Source organism: Elusimicrobiota bacterium (genome assembly GCA_016788905.1).
Classification (GTDB): Bacteria; Elusimicrobiota; Elusimicrobia; order FEN-1173; family FEN-1173; genus JADKHR01.
Genome location: JAEURZ010000012.1, coordinates 1 through 25,940 on the forward strand (window position 1 = coordinate 1; position 25,940 = coordinate 25,940).

The following is a 25,940-nucleotide window of genomic DNA, read 5'->3' on the forward strand; positions in this document are numbered from 1 at the left end:
GATTACAACGCTGCGATCCGGTAAAACTGTTACCCATGTACCCGGTCTAAAGTGTTACCTATCCCCCGGGTTGCACAGAGAGGGAATGTTAGCGAAGGAAAACCTCCCCTTATCCGCAGCTTCTCAGCACCATCTCCCACGGAGGGGAGCTGGAATCCCCTTTTTTTCTCCGTCGTAAACTTTAGCGGTCTCAAGTGACACGAATACTCTTCCCATTCGGAAGGAATGAGGGTAAATTCCACTAACTTCCGGGTCAAAAACCCTTGGCGGGAAAGGGCCAAGAGATCCCGTTCCTCCTCCGAGTGAGCCAAATCAAAGGTAATTTTTTTCTCCGCAACACCAATTTCTTCTATCAAGCGTTCGACTTGAATCCCATCGGAGAGGAGAACGTAGCGCACATAGGTATCCAGGACTGGGTAATGGGAGAGATTTATTCCCTTCTTCTGACAAACCGAGGTTAAATGGCGGTAAAACACGGCATAGCGAACCTGGCCAGAGCGGTAGGCAATGCTTTCAGAGATGAGCGATTGGGATTCTTCGCTTGTGAGCAGAGCGGCCAGTTTTCCTATTAACGCGGCGCGTTCCCGCTCCACCTCTTTAATGTTTAGGGATCGCTCCATGTCCAAGGCCACATTAAACGCCTTGATTTCCGGAAACTCTTTTTCTTTTGCCAAATGATCTTGGAGGAGTTGCACATGGTCCCCAAGGGGCACCTTTCCGGATCGGTACTCCCCTATCTTTTGGTCAAGGGCCCATAGGGAGGGAGAAAAAACCCGCTGTTTCTGCTCTTTAACAGCGCGTTCGAAGCTGTGCAACTTGTCAACAATCGCCTCTCGTCCCACGAGAGAATCACGGTATGCTTGCACATTGGCGTCATAATGAACCGGATCTTCGATGCCAAGGATGCGGGGTAATTTCCCCTGAAAGGTGAGAGCTCCATGAATCGGTCCAGAAATTTTGTTTTTTTGGAGAAGAAATTCCGCCGTTTTATCTATTGGAATCCGGTCCGGATATTCCACAAAGGGTTGAAGATCAATGTCCCCTGTGGCCCCTTCCAGGGCCAACAGATCAATGAGCCCCGCCTCCATCAAAGCGCGCACCGTTTCTCGAATATTCCATTGGGCTTCCGGATTGGCGTGCACATCTTGAATATGAATGACCAGAGGCCCGTGACGGGTTCGCCCTTCAGGAAAAGAGACTTTGCGAACCATCCCATGAGCAGAAGAAAGGGTGGCCAGGATCTTTTCATAACCTTTTAAAAAATCTTTGGGGACAGAAGCAGCCAGGGAGGAGGAAATCACCGCCGAATCAACAGTTCCCTTGGAATACCGGGAAGCCAATCCGCTCATCCCTTGGGATTCGGGCGCTGAAGGAAGGGACGCAAGGAGAGTGGTTCCAGAAGGCCGAGCCGCTCGCCGTCGTTCCACCCAAAAACTATTTCCCGGTTGATAAGCAAAAAGACACTGACTGGCCATACTGAAAAGAGCCACAAGAGTAGAAAGTTTAGTGATCACCCAATCAGTATAACTATCCCCTCGAAAGACCATCTTAAGAGCTTGTAACAATCTTGTGAATTAATGTGAATGTGAATGTGAATGTGGGGTCAAGTCTTGACTTTCCATTCATGAAATTTTAAAGTGGGTCATGGCCCGCCCCCTTCGAATTGAATTCCCTGGCGCGTGGTATCACGTCATGAACAGAGGCGCCCGACGATCACCCACCTATCTCAATGATAAAGATCGAACGACTTTTCTGAACCTCCTTAACGACATCGTTGAAACTTTCCACATTGAAGTTCATGCCTATTGCCTGATGACCAACCATTATCACCTCTTGATTCATACTCCTCACGGAAACCTCGGGCAAGCCATGCGCCATTTGAATGGGGTCTATACTCAACGATTTAATTTCCGCCATCGGCTGGATGGCCCCTTATTTCGGGGAAGATACAAAGCCATCCTGGTGGACGCCGACACCTATTTGACCCAAGTGAGCCGGTACATTCACCTGAACCCCGTGGAATCAAAAACGACAACGGACCCCTCCAATTATCCCTGGTCCAGCGCCCGTTATTTCTCAAAAGATGTGAAAGCCCCCCCCTGGCTTAAGGTCAATGCCACTCTGGAATATTTCGGAAAAAGAGGTGCCGCAAAAGAAAGCTATGCGAAATTTCTTTCAGCGGGGGTCGATGCGCTTACAAGAGAGTTTTACGGAAAGCCCAAACAAGGCCCCATCCTAGGAGACGAAGCCTTTCGAAAAAAGTTGCCCTCAGAATCCAACGACGATACGAACAATCCGGAGATTCCCGAAAAAAAGTTCCTTCACCAACAAGTGCCCATGACAACGATATTCGGAAAAGTGGCGGAAGCGTATGGTCTGCCCGTTGACGAATTGTTTCGAAGTGGTCGAGGCCGAAGGGACGAGAGCATTCCCCGCATGGTGGCCATGGCCCTCTGCCGCCGCCCGGGAGGGCACGCGCTTAAGGCCATTGGGGAAGCGGTCCAATCCACCTATTCGGCCGTCTCCGCGGCCGGAATACGCCTAACCGAAAAGATTCAAACTGACCCCACCTTCGCCAAACACGCTCAATCCCTGATCGCAAACATCTTTAACAACCAATTCAAGACCTGACCCCAGAATCACCTGAGCTTAGATATTTTCTGTTTTATCAAAAACCGGAAAATGTCCCATTTTTTTTAGTTGAGTTAACACCTGATTGGGATTTCCATTTAAGAAAAGGACAGCCCGTTCACCGACCGCGCGGGGTCCCATTCGCTGAAAAGCTCTGTTGGCTAAAATCTCCCGCACCAAAAAAGGATCCTCCACCGTCACATACGTTTCAGCCACTCCCACCTTCACCTGACCATGCTTTTTGCCGATGTCCCCCAACAAACGATGAACCGCATCGGGCACCCCTGTTTTCGAGTTTTCCTTAAGGAAATCCAAGATGTTCGTGGGGCTCAGTCCAGCGTTCATAGCGTCCGCTATGGAACCCTTTGTCAACGTAAACGTATGGGGCCCCGAAAGAACGGCAACCCCAAATAATTTGGCCAACAAAGTTCTTTTCAATCCCGGCGGCACCGAAATATCGAGATGAGGAAGAACCGCGAATTTGTCTTCTTTCGGCGGAACCTCTAAACCTGAAAAGGCCCCAGAAGTCTTTTCCAAATAAAACTGCCCCCACCGGGTCAACCGTATATGCGTAATTCCGCGCTTTCCATTCGAGCCAAGCCTCCATCCGATCTCAACCAAACCCAACCACACCAAACTTTCAGCAACAATGACATGGAGAACGGCACGACTGTCCTTGGGTTTCGTTTGAGACTCGGAAAAAACGTAGAAGGGCACATGTTTTTGAAGGGACAGGCGCTTCCATTTCGGCGTTTCCACTCGATCGGTAAACTCCGAAAACGAAACCCACTGTTCCAAGGGCAGATCTTTCAAGGCATTCATTACCAGACGCCTCTGATCGGGCAAACAGGGGTCCATCTCGCTCGCCGCTACCCCAAACCGCTGGGGCGACGATTCAACATAGTCCCACGACGTCACCCACCGCTGAACGATCTTCTTCACATTTTCTGTTGGAGATCCCAGACCGTCGACATGGTGAAGCCCATTCGAATAAAGGAAGAACCCGTAATCAACTTCGTCCACTCCCAACGCTTTTAAAAACGACACCATCCCCCTCTTTTCGGGTAACCTTTTCTGAGTGGCCTTGATCGCTTCACTGACCAGCGCCGCCTGAAGAACCCGAAGATCCCCCCATAACCGCAATCCAAAACTGCGCAGGTGGACGGGCGAATCCTTGGCGGGGGCCATGGGCCCCGTGAGTTCGCGCCGTGGGCGCAACAAAGCCACCACATCCGAAGGAACAACCAAATAAGTGGGATAGGATGGCCGATTGGGAAAAAGCATTCCCCGGGAATAGAGCCGTTGAATGGCGTTGTCCGTCCGAGAGCTCATCGCATACTGAAATTCAACAACATCCCGCCACAGAGGCCCGAGATCACTGGGTTGAAGAATGCCATCGGCGCCCAACGCCTTGTCAAACAAAGCCCTTTCTTCGGTCGACATTTCATGGACAACCGCCTGCGCCACACCGGGTGTCAATATTTTTTCTTTAATCTGGAGGGAATGAAAAAGCACAGACCCCCCTTTCCGATCTAAAGCGTAGCGAGTGGCCACAACCGAATGGAATTTCGACGGCTGGGCAAGCAGTAGCGCCCCCAGCGTATCCTCACCTACCAAGTTGTCAGAATCCCGTGTAAATTCATCCGGAACAGAAACCACATTCAACCCGGTTTTCATTTTCACCGAAGGGTTTTCAAAAACCAAACACGAGTTAATAAGTCCTTTTAAAATCTCCCGCCCACCCGGGAAAAGGGCCTCCACCTCCTCCTCCTTCACATGCCCCCCCTGGGCCGTGATGTAGCCAAAAACGTCGGATTCTTTTTTCTTCATCAAACCGATCGCCGACCTCACCTGCCCCCCATCCAGTAAGATATTCGCCAACACATGAATTCTCTCTGTGGGCATTTCAAAAGGACGCGCGGGCGGCCCACCTAATTGCTCGATCTTTTCGGAGATTTTCTCTGGGGGATACCCCTGAAGGATTTCGATTAGACGGGACAAGGGACCCCCCCGATTTCAATATCTCGCACAGCGTAACGGTACCCCTGCTCCGCCAAAAATATTTGCCGGTGAAGGCCAAACTCTTGCTCCACCGTGTCCGTGGCCACCACCGTGTAAAAGTTAGCCGCCCCCCCGCCCGCTTTCGGTCGCAAAATGCGGCCCAACCGCTGAGCCTCCTCCTGCCGCGACCCAAACGAGCCGGAAACTTGAATCAACACCCGCGCCTCCGGCAGATCAATGGAAAAGTTCGCCACCCGCGACACCACCATGGCCGAAATCTTCCCCGTCCGAAACTGTTCGTACAGCTCCTCCCGCCGTTTGTTGGAGGTCTGCCCCGTGATCAGAGGCAACTTCAGTTCTTTCGCCAACCCTTTCAGTTGATCCAAATATTGCCCAATGACCAACGTGGGTTCCCCCGCGTGCTGGGCCAACAGCTGTTTAACGACAGGGGTCTTCCCCACATAGGTCGCCGCCAAACGAAACCGCACCCTCTGATCCGATGAGGAATAAATAATTTTATGTTTTTCATCCAGGGGCACCCGCAGTTCGTGACACATCGCCTCGGCAATCCACCCCTGGTTCTCCAAAATTTTCCAAGGGGCCTCATAGCGTTTCGGCCCAATGAGAGAGAACACCTCGTCTTCCTTGCCATCCTCCCGCACCAACGTGGCGGTCAACCCCAACCGGCGCCGGGCTTGCAACCCCGCGGTCAGACGAAAGATGGGCGCCGGCAAGAGGTGAACCTCATCATAAATAATGAGCCCCCAATTCTGCGCGTTAAAAAGGTCAAAATATTTCAAATCAAAATCGTTGGGATGCCGATAAGTGAGAATGTGATACGTGGCCACCGTAATGGGCCGAATCTCTTTATTGGCCGCCGTGTATTCCCCCACCATTTCGGGGGGAATATCAGTTTTGTCCAACAGCTCCCGAATCCATTGGTGAACCGCGGCCACCGATGTGCACAAGATCAACGTACGCCGTTGAATTTGCGCCATCACCCCCATAGCCACCACCGTTTTCCCGGCCCCGCAAGGCAATACGATCACCCCGTTGCCTCCCCGCACGGTCCCCCCCTGGTAAAAATGAGCCACCGCCTCTTCCTGATAAGCGCGCAAAGTAAACGGGATTCCGCCCAAGGTCACGGGCCGAAGGGCCAGGGCCCGCTCATCCCCCTCAATAAATCCGGCCAAATCGACGATGGGATAGCCTATCTTGATTAAAACTTGCTTAATCGTCCCCCGGTGAACAGGCGGCAAAGAAAACTCCCCCGGTGTCCCCCTGGGGGTAATAAATTCCACCGCTTTCGGATGTCTCGCCACCTGTGCCGCAATGGTGGGATCCAACACAGCGAGCCTCAATACCCCCGGGTCTTCCGTCGCATGAAGTTCAATTTTCCCATACCGCGCGGTCACATGGTCAATTTCCGAAACCACGTTTCCCGGCAACGGATACTTGGAATGGGCGACCAAAAATCCCTTAATCCCCCCTGCCGTCATCCCTAACGCCGCCGCGTTCCAAAGGGAAAGAGAGGTGATCCTATAGGTGTGAATATGTTCCGGCGATTTCACCAATTCCGCAAACCGCCCCAACGTCTCCCGAACCTCGGAATAAAGGGGATGATCGGTTTCAGCCAAAATGCCGTGATCGCTTTGAACAATGAGAGGTTGATTATTTATCATTTCTCCATTCCCCTTGGACACCCCTTTCCTACCCAAGTCATCCTGGGAGCCTCCCAAGGAAGCAGTAAAAACCTCGGAGGAGGAAGAGGTAATAATAGTTTATAGCCAATAAAAGAAATTGCATAGCCCATTATTCGACAAATCAAGCCTTTTTTTTAACGCCTCTTCAGCCCTTTGAAACTGTTTCCCTCGCCCGCTGGCGGGAGAGGGGAGGGAGAGGGAATGTTGTTGACAAAAGTATTGCGGGCCGGTCCCAAATCGGAGGGACAAAGTGTTCCCCTTCCCGTAGACCAAAAACCTGGGGCTCAGCAGAGAAATTTCATCACGAGTTTTGAGTGTTAGCTAACATTCACAATCACTAGCGACAATAACTATTGTTTTGTGCGAACCTTTGTCCGTTCAAACGAGAATTGGACGGGAACGGTCACGGGTTTTCCGGCCACTTCCAGGAGAGGATAAGCGAGAAAGTTAATGGGGCCGGAGGCGGGGGCCGGGTCCACGTTCAAATCCCGACCCCGGCTCAGTTCCAAGCGGTTGGCCGGATGGTGCCCGAAATAATAGGTCGCCAGTGCCGAATACTTGTCAGCCTCACTAATGTCCACGGGCCACCATTTTCCGTCCGCGTAAAATTCCGCCCAACAGTGGTATCCATCGATGCCTCCGTCGTTCCGTTCCGAGGGGACTCCCACGCCGATGGCGAAGCGGGCCGGGATCCCCACAGACCGAGCCAAGGCGATAAAATACGCATGAAAATCCGTGCAGTTGCCGGACCGGGAGTCACAGGCGTAAACAGCATCCCCCTTCCCCCACCCCTCCCCCGATTTCGCGTAACGCATCCGGTCAATCACATGGTCGTAGAGCGCCCGCGCACGGACCAGCTCCCCCTTTTTCCCTTGAAGAACCTCTTCAGCTGTTTTTTTAAACATGGGATCGCTCGGGACAAGCCGTTCCGGCGCCAGATCCCGAGCCTCCGGTGATGGCGCCGAATAGGCGGATTTTTCAAATCGTTGAACCGCAAAGCGGATATCGATGGGTTTACCCGCGTCTCCCGGGTCCAAATCCAGAACGAGGACGCGGTTGCCGTGATCCAAATCCTGGGTAAAGGTCTGACGCCCCGGGGCTTGAAGCGAAAGCAACTCCACGTTCTGAAACCGGTCCGTTGTCGGCACGGGGATCCACATGCGGGCAGGACCATCCAGGGCAGGCAATACGCCCGCGTAGGTAAAGTGGAATGAATCGGTCCCCCGGAGAACGCCAAAATCCATTTCCGAAGCTCTTTCCACGGGGATCCGATGCCAATTCTTTTCTTTGTCCTGTTCCCACACGTAGTAAGGCTGTCCGTTTAACTTGTGGACCGTGGTTTCCGTCACCGTCATGCGGCCAGGTTTCCCAGCCATAAAGAAATCCACATCGTAAACATCGCCCTTCTCGTCGGCCAGGTCCACACAGGCGAAATGCCGCTCAGGTCCAAGTTTTGCCAAATATTCGGTGTGAACACGTACCAACGTCATTTGCAATTCGCGGTCGCCGTGATTTAACCGAAACACGCCCCCCCCGCGGCGGGATTCGTTCTCGATATGCGTTTCAATCCCCGCCTGAATGTCCGCGCTCACTAATGACGGAGCGGGGCCTTTTGAGGCCCCGCTCCGCGCATTCTGCCCACAAGCTGTAAGAAGGCTCGCCACGACTAAAGCGATTGCCCACTGAAGAGGCACGTGAGCCATCCTCTTATTTCGGGTGTTCAGAGGAGGGGTGCTCCGTCGCAGGTTCCGTTGGATGTACTGTCATATGTTCCATTGCGTGTTCCGCCGTCGTCGGGTGACCCTGCATCTGTTCCGCGGGAGATTGTGATTTTTGACATCCCACTCCAAGGACTGAACCCAGAATTGCCATTGTTGCCATTGTCTTGCTGATCAATTTCATCGTTTTCTCCTTAAAGAGCGCCTGGTTCGAAAAGAAGGGGCTCCTCTAAGTGAGATCATACCACTCGCTAACCCTTAAAAGAACGGTCCCCATCACGGGAACGTGCCCCACCCCCGCACAACCCCGATCAAATACCCCATGGTCCTAAGGGGATTGTCCGGGTTTTTAACCCGCACAATCTCCAGGGCCTCATCCACGCGCGTCCACCCGTATCGGGTCCCCAGCTTCAAAAGCTCTTCGATCCCACGGATGTCCTTATCCTCATACACCACCGCCGCGGCATTCCGAGCCCGGTCCACCGCTTCCCCCCCATAAGTGGCTTCCAGAGCGAGAAACTTTTGATCCAACACCAGCGGATCATAAAGCGCGTTAGGAGTATACAAGGTAGGTTTCCGGGGAGAAGTCCCATCAAAAGCGTAGGGAGCGTATTCCACTTCCAACAAATTCCATCGCCGGAGATCCGTCACCCCCTGCCCCCAAAAAGGAGCGCGCCCCCCGTAGCGCCGCGCCAAGGTGGATTGGGCCACCGACCACCGGGGCCGCAGGGTCGACACAGCCGCCTCATACCGACTCACAAGGAAAAAACATTTCCCAGCAAAAGAGAGCCGCCGATCCCACCCCAAGGACCAATATCCCCCCGGCACCCGCACGGAACGATCCCCCTCCATCAAAGGAAGAACCTCAATCATCGGATCCTCACCATAATGGGGCGCAAACCGAATCAGCTCGTATTTCTTCTGAAGCTTCCGCAAAATCCGATTAATTTGCCGACGATACCCGAACCGGTCCATGTGCCCAATCCCCAAGGCCTGGGCCATTTCTTCATAGTTGAGACGAAAAGAAGTCGAAGACTGCTGAAGGATAAAAAGATAAGCATCAAACGCCCGTTCGTCAGGAGTAGAAATCATCCGCCCCAACAAATCCGAATCTTCTAGAAATTTCCCCGGCACGTCCACCCCACCCTCAAATTCCCCCCACAGGGGCTCCTCCCGAGGGATCTCAGCGAAAGAGTCCAGCACCGCCCGCGCCACAGTCGTGGATCGGATCAACACATTGGCCTCGAGATTCTTCGTCAACGCCGAGTAAGACCAGTTGGAAGACCCCAAAATCACGGTCTCCTCATCAATCACCACAACTTTAGAATGGGTGTAGGTGGAAGCTCGGTCGAAAGAAACAGGAATTCCCAAGGCTTTCAGGTAGGTATAGGCCGCGGTATTTTTCCCCTCAAAGGGGTTAAAGGGTTCCCCCTCCACGAAGTTGAAGTTCTGATCCAAAAGAACCTCAACCTTCACCCCAGCCCCATGGGCCCGCGCAAGCGACTCCGCCAATTCAAACACCGGCGAATCCGATTCCTCTGGCCGAAACGAAAAAAGGTAAAGACAAACAGAAACCGAAGACCGCGCCCGAGCCATCTCCCGCTGAACCACCGAAAAATAATCTCCCCCCGCAACATACTTCACCGACTCCGAGGCCGTCCCCCCCACGCCACAAAAAAACAAACCCAATAATAAAATCCAACCGCGCCCCCGAAGACCCACCGAAATCGCTCGGTTACAGAGGAACAACGTCATCCAGAGATTTAGAGGGAAGAAGTTTCTTCAGAAAATCGGTCACCGGAAGACATGGAATTCCCTGAACAATGAGGTGTTCCGTTCCCCGATAAAGGAGAAAGGTTTTCGCTTCGGGATAGTCTTCTTTGAACGATTTGAGCGATCGGAGATCCTGGGAACGAACCCGGGAAGAATTTTTTACTTCGATCGCCCACAGTCCCTGAGGGGAGTAAATGACAAAATCAACCTCCACCCCAGCCTGGGTCCGCCAATAAAAAAACGATTGATCGTTCGCGCCGTAAGCCTTCCAAGCCCTTAAATGTTGAAAAACAAGCCCCTCTAACGCCGCGCCCACCACATCGCCCCCTAAATCCAGTGGCCCTGCGGGACGCAAAGAACGAAAGACCCCGGAATCGACAAAATAGAATTTGGGGTGATCCGACATCTTTCGACGGGCCCGCTTCGTAAACACCGGGAGCCGCACGCTCAAGAGCAAATCTTCCAAAAGGTCCACATAACCCATAACCGTTTTCCGTTCCACTTCACATTCTCGGGCAACATTGCTGACATTCAGGACTGAAGCGTGGGAAAAACTGATGGCTTCCAAAAAACGGTGAAAATTCCCCAGATTCCGAACCAATCCCTCGGCCTGAACTTCTTCGCGGACATAGGTCCCGATGTAGGACTTGAGGGATTCCGATGGGTTTGCCGCCATCCATATGACTGGGAGCAATCCCTGCTCCAAAGCCCTATCCAAATTAAACGCTTCCCCCAGTTCAACCGCCAGGAACGGGTGCATCGTCCGCGTGATGGCGCGGCCCGCCAACAAATCCGACCCTGCACGTTTAAGTTGCCGGGCACTGGACCCGGTTAGAACAAACTGCCACCCCCGTTTAACTTCCTGTTCCAACAAATCGTGAACCACGGACAAAAGAGCGGGGATTTTTTGAATCTCATCAATCACGATCGTCGCCCCCATGGGTTGGGGAATAACGATCTCCTTAAGCCCTTCCGGTCGAGAAGAAAGCCGCCGCAACATGTCCATCTCTAACAAATTGACCCAACACGCCTTGGAATAAACCTTTCTCGCCCAAGTGGTCTTTCCGGACCCTCGAGGCCCAAAAAGAAAAAAGCTCTGAGAAGGCGGTGAAAACAGCCTGTCTAATTCCATTTATGCCCCATAAAAGGAAGTATATTACACAAAAATAGAAAATTCAAGGTTCATTCCGCTGTATTTCGGAGCCGACGAACATAGAAGAAATTAATGACAGAAACTTGAGAGTGAGTGGAAAGGGAAGATTTCGGAAAGAAAGAAAACCAACCGAAATAGCTTTACGCCGCTCTTTTCACAGCCCTTTGTGCCTTTAAGGATTCCGTAAACGAGGCGCTCACTTGGCACATGAGTCCACCGCTCAAAGCAAGGATCAATGAAACAATTCGCTCGTCCATCCCCGTGTAATCCCAAGAGACCCCTGGAATATCCAAAGCAAAAATACTGACGGCCCCATCAAAACCCAATTTTTCAATTTCAGTTTTAGCCGAAACAATGTTCTGATCGGAACCCTGTGCCTTTTCCCCCGAAATAACTCCAAAGGATAATGGGCGTCGTTTCAAATGTTCCAAATTCCCTCTAACTTTTTTTGACAAGAGGGCTTCCAAATTGGCCATGACATCTTCCTGCCGATAACTTTCCCCCTGGGGATCGATAACAGCAAACCCAATCTTTTTTCCAGATTTAATCCAATCTTCAGCCCGTTCATCCTCCTGACCCAATCGACGTTCCAGTTGGTCAATAAAGTCCAATTGTGTCAAATCTTCCGGAGTCAGTTCTCCCCGTTTCCCTTGGGCCATGGCCGGAGAAAGATGAATCAGCATGTCTTCGTTTTTACCAAACGCTTCGGAGAGCGCCGAATGACGATCCCGTAAGCCCCACGCCTGAGAGCGAACCCGATTGAACGCCTCTAATCCCTGTTGAACAGGAGAAGCATCCAAATCAAAGGATTCTTGGTCCACCGATAGAGTGGCCAGAAACAAGGCAAAATCCCACCCTTGATAAAGACGCCTCACCCGAGAAACCTCTTCCTCGTCGTGCCCCAACCGACGATCCCCCTCAAAAAGACTTCCCCCCATCGCCATGAGGAGCCCAATCGCTTCTCCTGAAATCGGGGTTCCCCTCTGGGTCCCCTGTAAGATTCGATTGGCAAAAACAGCCCGCGCTCTTTCTAAAGAGACCTTATTCGACTGCAACAGATGGGAAAGAGCCATGACGAGGGGACCAGGTTGGAAGGCCTCGGGAGAATTGTGGCTATCCGTCACCACTTTCTCCAACGCGGGTCCAACTTTTCCATTGGTTTGTTTGGCGCCTTCCAATAACCCTGCCGTAAGGTTGGACAAACGATTTTTTCTCTCTTTTAGGGAACGTTGAACTCCCTCAACCTCATCTGGCAAAAGGATAAGATCCATGAGCGCCGGTCCCGGAGTCAATGGAAATAAATCAGCCAAAGCCGATTCCGTGGCGGCACGAACGGGATCGTGACGCGGGACGACTCGTAAGGGCAAAGAGAGACCCGTAACTCCATCGTATATGGCCCTTTGAATTCGCCTGATTTCACTCGCAGAGATCCCCTGCTCAAACAACGCGCGAACACCCGCCTCACCCAGCCCTTCGCGTACCATCCGCTCCTGAGACACGCCGGACTCAAAGGCAAGCCCCGCAAGAAGGACCGAATACAACATGGTATGACGATATCCAGCAAATTGCACAGCGGCCTTGTCTTTATTTCGCATGGTAACCGTAGAATCCATGGCAGTCCAAAGTTGGGCCTTCTGCAAACGAATCAAAACACCAAAAACCCCACCCGATTTTGAGCGAGAAACGAGGATTCCACTTGTCCGCAGATTCCCTTTTCGGGGCGCTTCGTTTAAACCAAAAAGGACTCGGACATTTTCTTCTGTTAGCCGGGCATCGCCAATTTCCTTCAAAACAGTGGAAAGAATTTCTTGAAAGGGATTGACAGGTTCCACCGCTTTCAAAGCCGCCAAATAAACTCTTCTTATAACTGAGAGAAGGTAAGGCTCAGGCATTTCCAATAAAGATTCTTCTTCCGACCGAACGGCCTTTCCCTCGACACGAAGCGGATACCCTTCAACTCTTTTCGTTGTTTGAGTTTCTTGAGCCTCTGTCATTTTCAAGAGAGAACTGAACAAATCATGGGAACCGAACAATCCGGTGGCACTCTTGGTCCAATCCCCATAGGCACTAACAACAACCAACCCATGTAAAGCCCTTTCAATTTCAGCTTGAATTAGTTTGACTTCCTCTGGCCTTTTCTCAGGTTCATCCACTGTAATTTTAAATTGCCGAACAACTTTTTTCCCCATTTCAGAAATAACATTCAATCCTTCATTGATGGGTTTAGGATTCTGAACCACCTTGGGTCCTTTTCCCAATTCACCGGAATTCCCATATCTTTCTAATCGGGCATGTAAATCCACTAAGACGAAGGCGGCCTCCATAAGAAATCGAATTCGCTGTGTAGCAAGGAAGAGGGCATTACGGTTTTCATCCTCCCTTGATTGAACATAGTTTCCAAGCAGGAACAACTTATTTCGAACAACGTCCAAATCATTAACGCTGAGTCCCTGGGACAACAGATCCCGAACAAATTCTTGCCCCATACGATAGGCGTCCTCTTTGTTCGATGCCTCATTGTTTAATCGGTCCGCCAGTTGTCGAATCCGACCATTAATTTGGGCATCGCTCATCATCCGTGTTGAAGCGCGCCTCACGGACCGTCGCCCAAAAACACCAAGCCCCCCAAGAACACCACCCATCATAAAGGCTAAACCCAGCGGGTCACCGACACCCCAACCCAGTGGATCAACGGTCGACACCACGGCCATGGCCTCCGCAGGGATGAACAACAAAGAGAGTCCAAGAAGAAAAACAGCACTGACGACAGCTAAAGGATCTCGGAAATTCCTCTCCCCGCCACGAGGGGCAACTTGTCCAACAGAAGGAGTTTGCCCACCCCCACCCAGAACTTCCAAATCGACAATAGCAATCCCTTTAAATTCTCGTGACGGCAAGGGTATTGCGATATCCCAATCAACCAAACGATCATGCGCAATGGTTAATAGACGATTCAGCCGGTCAACTTCGTCCCATTGTTCTGATTTATTACGGTTTCTTAATGTAAACATATCGAAAATTGACTGAACAAATTTAAGATTTTGATTGCTCCGGGAATCTCGCCCCCCCATCCAATACGCCGCACTTCCCACGTTGTTCCGTATTCTCTTAATGTCTTTCTTTTTCTCCACCAAAACATGAACCCAAGATTTTCCAGACGTGCGCGAATCCTTAATCGACCCAGTCAAATCACGCAGTTCCCCCACCAACCGCAACGTATCGGCCCACTGCTGAAGAGCCATCGCCTGCTGAAGAACCGGATCCGTGGAATTTTGATTTTCGTAACGCTTTAACCACAAGGCAACATAAAACGAGAAATTCTTAAGCCCATTGGAATCAAGGGGCTTCCCAAGACGTTTTTTAATTCCAGCCATTAACTCGGCCCCATCCACACGGGGTTTTCCGACATGGGAGAATAAGAAATCTGCTGCCGGATTTCGGGTGGGCTGGAAAACTCGAGAACCCGGCAATCGTGAAATCTTATTTTGAGACCGAGTTGTTTTTCGCCGTTTATTAACGATGGGAGGAAGATCCTCTTCTACATTTTCCCCATAGAATATTTCCATTAAAGAATCCCAAGGTTTCGTTATACCCATAAGAACACCCAAACCAAGAAAGCTGGAACTCAGAGGAGACAACGACAAGCCCCCCGCCTGAGACCAAACCAGCCCCACCATTTCAGGGGAAGGGACAGTCCAAATCGCGCTGGCAAAGATCATTCCCAATCCGAGGAGTGCGACAAGGGAAATTGCACCACCAATGACACGCCTCAAATTGTCCGTGCGTAATTTCTCCATGTAATCACGATACGCTTTTTCATTTTTCGATTCCCTATCAATCCGATCAATAAGTTTCTGACATTCCGCAGTCAATTGCTCTGGCGTCGTCGACTCTTCTTCAAGAAGTTTTTTTATTCGCTTAATCGCTTCTTTATCCTGTCCGACACGTCTCATATAGTATTTAACTTCAGGGATTCGGGAAGGGGCCACACTCAAACGAATCGGGTAGGACTCATTTAAAATGTGTGCGATGGGCCAAAACACCCGGGACGTGGCCAGAGCACCGCACAATGTCACATCCATCGTTGACCGGGAATTCTTCAACGCCTTCAGAACTTTACTCATATGTGAAATAACGATGGGCTGGTTGGTGGAAAGCAATCCTCCCAGGGACTCCGCATTTCTTGTTTTCCCAAATATGAACTTTGTTAAATCCGTTGTTCCAAAATTCAAAAAGGCCGCTTTTTTTAGGAAACCAGGGTTGGTCGAAGCAGAGATCGCCCCGGCCGGGGTCTCAATCATATACCCCACAGGAGGGATATCCCATGAGGAACGTTCCCCCACAGGGAGAGACTTCACCGCTTCTTGAATCAGTTTGTCAATATCCCTCGCTTCCTCGGGTGTCGACACAAGGGGGAAAAACATCCGAATATTCTTCCGTGTTTGATAAACCCGAATAATGGCACGAATTTCTTGAAGGGCAACTTTTCGCCCATCATGATCATAAAGCAAATAATCAATTCCCGTTTGCCCCCCATCCCGTTGTTTCACCCCCGCCAACGGCTTGTCGTCTTTCCCTTGATTGTCAACGACACGAATATCAATTGTTTTTCCTTCCATCGCCCCCACCGCTTTTTCAAACTCCTCCACCAAATAGTTTTCAAAATGGGGGTTCGGTTTCCCCTCCTCATCTAAGGGTCTAAACTCTTCGTTATCAAACAAAAATTCCGTACGAATCAACCCCACACCCGCGCCCCCTAAAGAAATCACATCTTTAACCTGATGGGGATCGTCAGGGCTGGCCAAAATCGGGACAGACACCGCTTCATGACGCTCTTCAAAATAAACCCGCTCTTTGGCCATGAGTTCGTGATGAAATCGTTCCAATTCACTAATTCTCTGGATCGAAGGATTAATTTCAACCTGCCCACTGGCTCCGTTCACAGCGATCACGACACCGGAAGGAATAACCTCCGCGAGGGAACGATCCCCCACCTTATCGGACTGGAAACCCGTAACGCAGGGGATACCGTAAGAAATGGCCACAATAGAAACATGGGACCCGATGTTCCCTTTCCGTGAAACGATTCCAACGATTCGAACGCCTCGGGAGATTAATTTGATTAAATCCAAAGGCGTTGGAATTTCTTCAGCAATTAAGACAACCTTGTCTGCTTCCGTATCGTAAGGCGATGACGAAAGCCCATCGATCAGATCCGAGACAATATCTCCAACACGGAGACCTTGGAGATGAAAGGTGTCCTGGACAAAAAGAAGCGCGGATTCAACGCTCCACCCCTCACGGATTCGATCAACAACTTGAATATTGAAATTCTTTAAAGTGTCCCCATCCATTGTATGTGGGCTAAATGATTTTTTTCCCCACGCCTCATTAAAGCGACTGACTTCCGTTTCAATTTCACCCGAAGGCACCCGCTCATGTGTTTCAGCCATAACGGACAAAATCAATGTTTTTTCTTGATTCCACATTTCTTTCAACTTCTCTTCCATATCCGGCTCAATCTCGATCCCTTTAAGTTTCAGTCTTAATGCGCCGAATGCCGACTGCTTACGGCTTTTAATGAGATCTCCAATTTCATTCTCGAGATCCTTGAGGACCATTTCATCCACCCCAGCTAATTCAAGTAACTGTTGATGCTGTTCAATTTGCTCCGCGTTAGCACCCTCGGGAAGAGGCGTGTTTTTAAGTCGTTCCACACGTTCTTGCACCCGCCCAATGGCACGGAGCAACAATTCCCTTTCACGTTTAATAGCCCTTTCAAGATCTTGGTCACTCAAACCAAGGTGTTCCAAAGAATGGGTCTCCGCCATATGGTTCAACAAATCTTTCTTAAACGATTGGATTTCGGCCTTCAAATGGCTGTCTGCCGTTCCACCCAAACCATCGAGGACATCCACAATAGCGGCTTGGGCGTTCACTTTTGATTTTTCAATCTTGTCCAATCCCAGAGCCAAGGTCTTCAAATCTTTTATCGTTTCATACCCCGACACCACTGAATAAGCCTCTCTGAGTCGCGCTTTTTCTTTCCCGACTTTATTAGCAATAAGTGCTTCCGAATCCCCCGGATTCTGAAGGGAGTAACTCACATAGCGCACAACCTCCCCATCCGACACCAATGATTTAAAATGGGTTGCCAGACCGAATTCAATGACTTTGACACCGTTCGTCCCCCCCAAACCAACAAAATATTTGGACCTGTCCCTGCCGATTTTTTTAATCCCAAGCCCCATCAAAACCAATCCAAGGCCCCCTCCCGCCAAAGCCCCCCCTTCTTGCAAAATCCCTATGCCTGTCCCAAAGCCAGACAAACTCTCCGCCCCCAGCGCGTCGATTGGAAATCCCAAGAGCACAGCCATAAGGGCGAGCCCCAATACCCATCGCTTCCCATGGATGAGGTTACCCCATGCAGACCAAAAAGTCTTCCAAACACTTTCCAGAGGATTTTTCTTCCTTTTCACGCTCTTCGTTATTTCCTCATCTCCGAATACTTTTGAAACCCCATTTTTGTGAATAGTCATCCACACCAAAACACTGGCCACCACCATAAAAACAATTCCAAAACCAAGTAAAGGGTCGAGAACCACTGGAACGACATTTCCATACATCCCACCCAAAAGAAACGCCGCTGAATACAAATTACTTGGGGATTCCGGCGACTTGAGAACACCAATTCCTTTCCCCTCAGCCAGCGGATCTGCCACTCCATTCACGATTTCGGTTGATTCGATTGATAAATCTCCTTGAACAGCATCCAATTCCTTTCGGACCAGAGAGGAATGCTCGTTCCCTTCAGCATCCATATCCATGAGACGTTCATAGGCTGTTTCCGTAAGGTCAACAATGAATTGAATTGAAGGGCCGGAATCTTCTGTCGAAACAGAAAGGGAATTAATATTCCCTCCCAAAGAAGCCAGCCAGCGCGATAACGCCGCGGTGAGAGAGGTTAAATCCAAAGATTCAGTGGGTCTTCCTTCGGGAAATTCCACTTCTAATTTAACCTGAAGGTCCCGTTTAGAGACATGCCCTCCTCTCAAGGGGATTTGTTTAAGTGCCGAATTAATCGAGTCCAAATTTTCACGATTCCCAGCGACAAAAACTGCGATTTTGCGACCTCGTGAAGAAGATGCCCTTACTAATTTCCCACCATTATCAACAATAATTTTCATCACTCGATTAAAAAGACCAGGGCGATCCTTTGAATCAATAAAAAATTTAGATCCTTGGTTTTTATCCTGGGAAGTCACAATTGACCCTTCGTACATCTGATATTGAAATTGCGATTTCTGCTCTTGATTAAAAACTCCAATCGTAACCAACAAATCCAAAAGGTCTCCAATTTCGTACGCAACAAAGTTCCGCCCCCCCGTTGAAACAACAAGGCTCTCCACGAAAGAAGTAATTATCTCACGCGCTTTAATAAGTTCAGGAGGCTCATACCCTCTGTGTTTTTCAGGGGCAGGGTCGGAAGAAAATCGGCCAAAAACGGGGATAATAATTTTGGGATCCCCTACAACCAACGTTTTAAATTCATCCAATGATAAGTTGAGATGGTTCGCATAGGATTCCAATTCAGCATTTATTCCATCGGAGATTTGTGACACATAATCTTTTTGTTTCAACATTGGTTGGTTCCACATATGTAATAGAAATAGAGGATTTAAGATTCCAGGACTCTCTCTACTTACTAAACGAGATAAAGAATTGGTCAACCATTGAAAGGCCAAATCAAATTTTTCTTTATGCTTTCTCCTTTCTTCTGGGGAAGTCAGGTCATGCGCCGTCTTTTTTTCGGAACTTCGCAAACGAAGGATGGCGCGACTCGCTTCAGGGAGAGCAATGGGGGTTTTCCACTCAATGGTTGCTCCCAGGGGAATAGGATTCTCTAGTGAAGCGCTTAATAAATTCCCGTTGCCCCCAACGAATGGCGTGCTCGCGAAACATTCATTATTCTCCCATTTGATCAATCCACTCATCGCGGCCAAATCAATAAAGGTGGCCGCCTTCTCACCGCGATTAGGAAGACTCACATATTTGACAGCTGAACCGGTTTTTACCTGAACCACATTTTCCTGGTCCCATTCCTGGGCCAACATCGAAATATTTTCCCGCCAATTTTCTTGCAAAACATAGGAATTTGGCGTCAAAACAATTTCCTTTCCATCCGAAAAGATATTTCGGAAGAAATCCGATGCCTTATAAATCCAGTAGGGTTTCGTTTTGTTTCCGCCTACCCCAGCCATTCGTTCCAACAAACGGTAGCGGCGATGGGAAAAGAACTGCAACTCTAACGGAACCTCAATCTCCTCAGACCCCTCGTTTATCCTGATCAACACCGTCACATAGGTCGCTCCACCCATCACACGGTCACGAACATCGTAATCTTCTATGTTGGTCGTTTTCAATTCGGAATTAATTTTCTCAACAACCTCGGCGACATCAGCGCCCCACTCCCTTAGTCCTTTGGAATTGGGGAGAACAATTTTAGCCGTAAATAGATCTTGTACATGATCGAGAGAATAGTCTCGACCCTTCCGTTTTTCTCGCATCAGTTTACTCATTAACGAAAAGATATCTTTAGCGCGAACAGTGACAAAAGCCTCTGGTTTTGAAAGCGTAAAACCATCAAAACGAGGAAGGACCTCATAATCTTTCCCAAGAACCGTTTTGAGTTTCCCTAAGATCTTTTCCGCAATCTTATTTCTCCCCATTTCATCGGTTCCCATTCTTTTGTCATAACTCGCCTTCGTGAGGTAATAATCCTGGGGTCGCCATAATTCCATTCCCGCATCAGTTAAATCGATGGCCATAGTCGACCATCCCAATCTCGCGGCCAATGTGCCAAACCCCGCCACACTTTTTAAGACAATGGTTTGTTCTTCTTCCGTCAGCTCAACAATCGTTTTGCTCCGCGCGTAGGCCTCCCTCTTCTCCCGCAACATTCCTTGAACCACACTTCTGGAAAAGTAAAAAACATACTCCATAAGATCAGCGTCACCCGGATAAGATCGTTCGTCCGCCCCTTTTCGTTTCTTTCGATCCTCCTTCCTTCTCGAACGATTATCCCTTGCATTGGACACAGGTCGTAATTCTTGCACGACAGCTTTCATAAAAAGTTCGGGTTGATCGGGCACCCAACTTCCCTTTGCGTCCTGTCGAACAAAAGGAAGCCCATCGACAATGCGAAGAAATCTCCGGCTCGCCTCCTCTCCCCATCGTTGCTGAATCGACTGGGCAAATTCTTCTTGAATACCGTGCCAATCGAAAGAGGCATCGCTTGTTTTTTTAATGAGCGCCTGCAATTCTGGGGAGGGCGCTGACGTTCGGTTTGGCTCAGCGATCGAACCTCGCTCCGTGATATCCCTTATTTCGTTGGGATCTGTCCCTAAGCTCAACCGATAGGATTCCGGAACAACAAAGTTGTAAAGAGCGTGGGAGAAATAGCCGGTAAGACCGGCGTTCAGTAAATTCAGGCTTTCAAGAGGAAGTGATTGGGGCGTAAAGAAAAGGGTGGGATCCAATCCCCCCACGAAAACCGCAAACGTATTGATAGACAAAGCAACAAGAAACCGAATCGTGAACTGCTTAATGGTCTGTTGAGACTCAATGGGGCGACCAAAATCGTCTTTCGGGACAACGAGGGAACTCGGGGGACCCCGGGTCATAACAGGTTTGCCATGGATGAGAGCCATCAGAAAGGATCCCGCAATAACGCCGACCCAAGGCCCCATAACGGAAGCCACCAAAAGGGATAAACCCACCGAAAGGTACGGAAGGAAAGGCAATTCTGCCAGGGGGACCAGGAGCGACTGAACATACCGCCCAGAAACGATTTGCCTGGCCCGGGCTGGAGATACCTTCATCACCCGCTCCACCCCTTTGGCCATCATCGAGAAGATGAAACTCCCCATGCGAATGGGGGCCCGCGCGTTCAAAACAAGCTTGGCCGCCCTGGCATTTTCAGCCTGAGCCTTACGGAAAACCAATTCCATTTTTCTAAATCGTTCTTTGGCGCGATCGCTTTTGACATCCATGGAGAGCAGGAAAACGTCTTCGCTGGGTTGAACAACAAAGAACTCCCGGAGTTTTTCTAAGAGTATTTCTCCCCCATAACGCCGGCCCAAATAGGTGACGACCGCATTTTGCATGGCCGCCACATCTTCAAGGGACAACCGGGGCCCAACGCGATCACTGGGATTGGTGTCTTCAGTCCTATTCACTCTTAAAAAGGCAGCCCAATCGCCCAAATTAAAATCGTAAACAACGTGAAAGGGTTGTAACTTCTTTTTTTCGTCCGGGTGTTGTGTCGCTAATTTATTCCGCATGGTGTCTGCCGCTGAAACCAACTGATCTATAGAAGGAGGGCCCCTGGAAAGAGAATAGAACGTGTCCACCGCACGACCGAGTTTCGTTGGCTCAGAACCAAGGGAGGTCACCATTTCATGGTGAGCTTTAATAGCGTCGTTCCCTTTCCCGTGTTGATCGGATCCCTGCCAGGAATGGAACGCTCGGGATTGAATACGTTTTTCCAATCCACGCACCCACCGTTCCGGAACAAACCGAAACAGGACGGAGGGTAAATGACGGAACACCCATTCGGATGTCGCGTTCACCCCCCACCGAAGTCCTTGTTTCCGATATTGGGCTACCTCATAAATCAAAACATGGCCGCTCACTTCTTTTTTTAACCCTTTCCAAAATTCTTCGGCTTTAGGAACCTTAAAAGCGTCGTGAGACGGGTCTGAATGCTCTTGCATGGTCTGTTTAATATTATCTTCCTTCACTGTGCCAGGCCGTTCAAAGGAATAGACTTCAGCCAGATCATTCGCGATAAAAACTTGTTTTCGTCCCCGTCCCTTGGCCACCGCCAGCATATCCTCCGCCAAACGATCTGCCCACATCATCACCACCGGAACCATTTCAGGGCGTAGGGTTCCGTCCTCGGCGAGTAATTGCAATTTCGGATATTCATCCGTTAACCTTCGAACCACATCCCCTAAACGCACCCCCCCCATGGAATAGGTAAACAACCCCAACCCCGGCCGGGTGGTGTCCAACCGTTCCCAGGATCCGAGATTATCCAAGCGATTCTCAATCGAATTTAAATTTTCTCCCGGATAATCTCGTTTCACAGCAATCGTTACGCCATTCCCGTGGCGCACAATGCTCATCCTCCCCCAGGGCCCTATCTCACTTTTAAACGCATTGGCGATTTTTTCAAGATAAGCCGTTTCTTCTTCCTTCCCATTTGCAAATTGAGGTCCTTCCAGAGAGTAGAACGCAAACTGGTCGCGCATGACATCGTTTTCAGCATCAATCACTTCCGTCAAAGCGGCTTCGATAGTCTTTCCACCATTTTTTAAGTCTCGCTCATTGAAAATCATTTTGTAATCGTCACCACCAGGGCCCTTTCTGATTTCTCCTTGCACCTGGGTGATACCCTCTTTAATCCAATACCGTTGCCACCAATAGGGCGAAAAGCCTTCGGAGGCACTCACCACATCAACGGACCGAGAATCTCCTAAAACCCCCACCGAATGTTTATTGGTTAAATCGTTAACCGATCCTCCCAAGTCATGATCCGCCACAACCCGAAACACTTCATCCAATGCCTCAATACTTTTTCCACCCCATTTTTCAACAAGTTCTTGCGTTTCTTCTTCTCCCGTTAAGGGTTTCCCAAGAGGATCCTGATTAATGGAAGGGTGCTCGGGTAAATTCTCAAATGTTTTTGAACTGAGAGGAGAAGCGTCAGGAAGGATGTCGAGGACTTCAAGGATCGCGTGGGTCAGGATGGCTCCAACGAGACCTAAAACAGGAGAAAGTGAAACCAACACCCAAAGCGTCCCATCCACGCCAACTTGAAATCCAACAAACAGAACCACGGCCGAAACAGAAACCGCCACAAGGTTCAGGAGGAACGTTCCGCCCATGCGGACCCGTCGCTGGAGGTCGGTTTGGTCACTTCCATGATCTAAAACAAATTTCAATTGGGGTCCGACCATGGACCAGATGAAAGATCCCGCCACAGCCAACCCCACCCCCTGTACGATTGTCAGCGAGAACACAATGGCAAGAATTCCCAGCCCCACCCCAGCCAGCGCGGCCGGCACACGTCCTTCCCATACAGAACCCCAATTCCAAAGGACTCCGATTTCTTCTATAAGCGATGTTCCGAAAATATCATGGCGTCCCAAAAAGTTTTTCAGCGTGTTCTCAGTCGAATTTTTCCATCTCTCCAACAACTCATACGTTGAGGGTTTTTGAAGTATGTATTTCTTTAGATGGTTATTCATTTTCCGATGATCGGCCAACCATTGATTAACTATTTCTTTCGTTAATCGACCTTGAGCATCGAAAGACAATTCACCAACGTGAACGGTCATCGGTCCACGAACATGTTCAGGAATATCACGAAGAATTGTTTTTTCTGTGATTCCTTGAATCACAAGCTCTCGCGTTAACCCTTCCCGCGGAATCTCTTGTTCCAGTTTTTCCATGGCCAACATGATTTGGCTTTCTATCGACACAATACTCATGATCATCGGCGCGAGAGGTTTCGCCGTCGTATCCAACGCGCGGGTGGCGGGCTGGGGAGGGCTGACCGCATCCGCTGTCTGACCGAATCCCACTCTCCGAATAGTTCCAAGACCGATGAAACCCAACAACCACTCCCACCCCAGTTCAAAACGCGTGGACAACCGGTTGGGCCACGCCCGCATGGAAGAAAAAGAATCCCTTATTTGGACTTTCAACGGTCTAGACTTAGGAACCGGCCTCACCGAAACATTTCCATACCCAGGAATATCAGCCTGATACTCAGAAAGCAATCCGGACTGCGGGTCCGTTGGAATAAAGAATTTATTCCCCCCAGAGAAGGACACATTCACACCCGTAGGGACAGGGACAGCCTTCGCCTGTATCTGTTCAGGAAAGTGAGCCGGTGTCGATAGGGGCACCTGTGTTGACTGGACACTCAACCCCAAAACAATCGCCACAAGTAACGTCGCGAGTTTCGATGCCAATCCAAATCCTTTTCCATCCCCAGCGTCCGAGATATTGCCAATCGCCACCATCCGCGGCGTGGGGATATTGATGGTTTCCCCCGCAAAGAGCTTTTCCAAAGGCGCGGGATCCCGCGCTAAAAGTTCCAGGGTGCGGTGGCCGTCCGGCAGGGTGCCGTTCACTTTCGGGGTGACGACGGCGTAGGAAATATCTTTTTGACGGAGCAGTTGGGTCAGGCCTTCCGTGTGAAACCCGCCAGCCACCAAAATGGCGGTGTTGCTTTTTTCCGCGACCATTTTGGCCATGAGGTTTTGGACCAGGGCCCCGTTCCGACCCAACGCCTGAAGGCAAAATTCCTCAAAGGGCTTCAGAGTCTCCGGCGCAGGGGGGCTTAAAGCTTCCGGCAATCCCGATTCCTGGGCCAACGACTGAATGACCGTCCCCACACGTTGAATTTCCGTTTCGTGGGTGATGTGGTACAACCAGTCGGCGGGAGTGTATCCGTGCTGAACCAACCGTTCAAGGAGAGCCAAATGGCGCGCCGCCAAGACGATGCGCCGTTCGTCGTTCGTCACAGCCAAACCGTCCTGCACCGACCGTTCCAACGTGCTCAGTTCCGTCAACAGGTCATTGCGATTAATCTTCTCGGCCAACAACACGTATCGAACATACGCGCTCAGCTGGCTAAACTCTTCCAAATTGATTCCGCTCTGGGAACATAGCTTACGCAGGAACCGGTAGTAGTCTCCATAGGAAATCCGACCCAACCGGTACATCGCACTCCGGTCCACCAGTTGAGTAAGGCTCGATTTCGAAAGCCCGCTGACAAGTCGCTCCAAAAGGACGGCCCGCTCGGATTCAATCCGCTTAAAATCCAGTGAATCTTCCCAGTGAAGGGCGTCCTGCAACAAAACAAGGTTAGGGAAATGGGCCCGGGACAGCATTGAAGAGCGCAAAAGATAGCGTGTGTACACACCCAGGGGTTCCTTGCGAGAGTGATACCCGGTCAGATGACGGTCAAATTCAAGAAGTTTTGGCGAAAGCCGCTGGTCTTTTACATCCGCTAAAATCCCCCGGGCTTTTCGGAGAAACGCCTCAACCTCGGGCCGATTTGCAGCGGAATTCTTCACCGCCGTCACGTTGGCCTTGTAAGCGTCCATGTCTTCCACGCCCCACAACAACGGCATGCGCTTGGCCGTGATCCCCGCGAATTCCGGTCCGCCTAAATACCCTTCCTCCATAAAATGTTCAGCCACCGCTTTGGTGATATCCGCGTCGGGAAACGATCGAAAGGCTTCCGTGGCGAAAGCCCCCTGGGCCCCTTCCAACCCCACCAGGTTAACGCCTCGCTCATCTTGCAACGCCTCAACGAGACCGGCAATGTTCCTTTGGGCTTCGGTCGAATCATGAAGATCTTGGATTTGGATAACGAGAGGCGCGCCAGGCCGTTTTGACAAAAACACATCCCGCATGTTTCCGTACGGCGCAATGACATCGGCCAACCAACGGGGGAGATCCCTTTCAAAAACAGGAATTTTCCCCCCAACCAAATGTTCTTTGGGAGAAACTGGCATGACGGAACTTTCAACCGGCCCATGGAAATCCAGCCGAACCCCACCGGGAAGTTGGGCCAAAATGAGTGCGTCGTTGGGGCTCGGGAGGGAAGGGGCTGAGGCGTTTGTTTTCCCCACTTTCTGAGCGGCGTTACGGCGCGAAGACCAAAAACTGGCCTCCGCCGCGTGACAAAAAACCACGTTGGTGGCCCCATAAACAAAGGCCACAAACCCCGCCAGAAATCGCCGAAAAAGGCGGTTGGGCTCAATTAAATGAAAGTGATTATGTTTCATAGCTCTTATGTTACAAGTAAAAAGTTAAGGTCACCTTAACATCTTGTAACATTGTTGTAACGAGTTTTTTGGAATCCAGTAACGCAGGGGG

8 protein-coding genes are annotated in these 25,940 nt (G+C 50.3%); 1 reads left to right on the top strand and 7 read right to left on the bottom strand.

The window, feature by feature from the left end; genetic code table 11:
* Window positions 1–29: 29 nt before the first annotated feature.
* Window positions 30–1,514 carry a hypothetical protein gene (locus JNK54_06265; GenBank protein ID MBL8023869.1) on the bottom strand — a complete coding sequence of 495 codons (1,485 nt, stop codon included), beginning with the start codon at window positions 1,512–1,514 and terminating at the stop codon, window positions 30–32.
* 130 nt (window positions 1,515–1,644) lie between these two features.
* Between JNK54_06265 and JNK54_06270 the strand changes: the two genes are divergently transcribed.
* Complete coding sequence (locus tag JNK54_06270; protein MBL8023870.1) at window positions 1,645–2,631, top strand: transposase; 987 nt, start codon at window positions 1,645–1,647, stop codon at window positions 2,629–2,631.
* 18 nt (window positions 2,632–2,649) lie between these two features.
* Here JNK54_06270 and JNK54_06275 read toward each other — a convergent pair whose 3' ends face one another.
* The 6 genes from JNK54_06275 to JNK54_06300 form a co-directional block, all read right to left on the bottom strand.
* Window positions 2,650–4,632: a helicase-associated domain-containing protein gene (locus tag JNK54_06275; GenBank protein MBL8023871.1), complete on the bottom strand. Its 1,983-nt coding sequence runs from the start codon at window positions 4,630–4,632 to the stop codon at window positions 2,650–2,652.
* Window positions 4,620–6,314: a helicase-associated domain-containing protein gene (locus JNK54_06280; protein ID MBL8023872.1), complete on the bottom strand. Its 1,695-nt coding sequence runs from the start codon at window positions 6,312–6,314 to the stop codon at window positions 4,620–4,622. The genes JNK54_06275 and JNK54_06280 overlap by 13 nt, the downstream gene beginning before the upstream one ends.
* A gap of 371 nt (window positions 6,315–6,685) precedes the next feature.
* A complete protein-coding gene (locus JNK54_06285) occupies window positions 6,686–8,038 on the bottom strand; it encodes a transglutaminase domain-containing protein (protein ID MBL8023873.1) in 1,353 nt (450 codons plus the stop codon).
* A gap of 291 nt (window positions 8,039–8,329) precedes the next feature.
* Entirely contained in the window at window positions 8,330–9,808 is a 1,479-nt protein-coding gene (locus tag JNK54_06290; GenBank protein MBL8023874.1) for a hypothetical protein, read from the bottom strand.
* Window positions 9,789–10,958, bottom strand: a complete 1,170-nt coding sequence (locus tag JNK54_06295) for an ATP-binding protein (protein MBL8023875.1) — start codon at window positions 10,956–10,958, stop codon at window positions 9,789–9,791. The genes JNK54_06290 and JNK54_06295 overlap by 20 nt, the downstream gene beginning before the upstream one ends.
* Window positions 10,959–11,119: 161 nt before the next feature.
* A complete protein-coding gene (locus JNK54_06300) occupies window positions 11,120–25,849 on the bottom strand; it encodes a hypothetical protein (GenBank protein MBL8023876.1) in 14,730 nt (4,909 codons plus the stop codon).
* Window positions 25,850–25,940: the final 91 nt, after the last annotated feature.